Here is an 819-nt window from a genome sequence, read left to right on the forward strand (position 1 = left end):
TCGTTTACCACTTAACCACAACTTTGGGACCTTAGCTGGCGGTCTGGGTTGTTTCCCTTTTCACGACGGACGTTAGCACCCGCCGTGTGTCTCCCATGCTCGGCACTTCTGGGTATTCGGAGTTTGCATCGGTTTGGTAAGTCGGGATGACCCCCTAGCCGAAACAGTGCTCTACCCCCCAGAGTGATACATGAGGCGCTACCTAAATAGCTTTCGAGGAGAACCAGCTATCTCCGAGCTTGATTAGCCTTTCACTCCGATCCACAAGTCATCCCCTACCTTTTCAACGGGAGTGGGTTCGGTCCTCCAGTCAGTGTTACCTAACCTTCAACCTGCTCATGGATAGATCGCCCGGTTTCGGGTCTATACCCAGCGACTAAACGCCCTATTAAGACTCGCTTTCGCTACGCCTACCCTATACGGTTAAGCTTGCCACTGAATATAAGTCGCTGACCCATTATACAAAAGGTACGCAGTCACCTAACAAGTAGGCTCCCACTGCTTGTACGCATACGGTTTCAGGTTCTATTTCACTCCCCTCTCCGGGGTTCTTTTCGCCTTTCCCTCACGGTACTGGTTCACTATCGGTCAGTCAGTAGTATTTAGCCTTGGAGGATGGTCCCCCCATGTTCAGACAAAGTTTCTCGTGCTCCGTCCTACTCGATTTCACTTCAAAGATCCTTTCGCGTACGGGGCTATCACCCACTATGGCCGCACTTTCCAGAGCGTTCCGCTAAAATCAATGAAGCTTAAGGGCTAATCCCCGTTCGCTCGCCACTACTAAGGGAATCTCGGTTGATTTCTTTTCCTCAGGGTACT

The 819-nt window shown here is 51.0% G+C and carries 1 rRNA gene; it reads right to left on the bottom strand.

The annotated features are described in order from the left end of the window. Positions 1-819: ribosomal RNA gene (locus AC061S_RS44495) — 23S ribosomal RNA — on the bottom strand; the annotation flags it as partial.

This window comes from Streptomyces sp. CA189 (assembly GCF_056428985.1).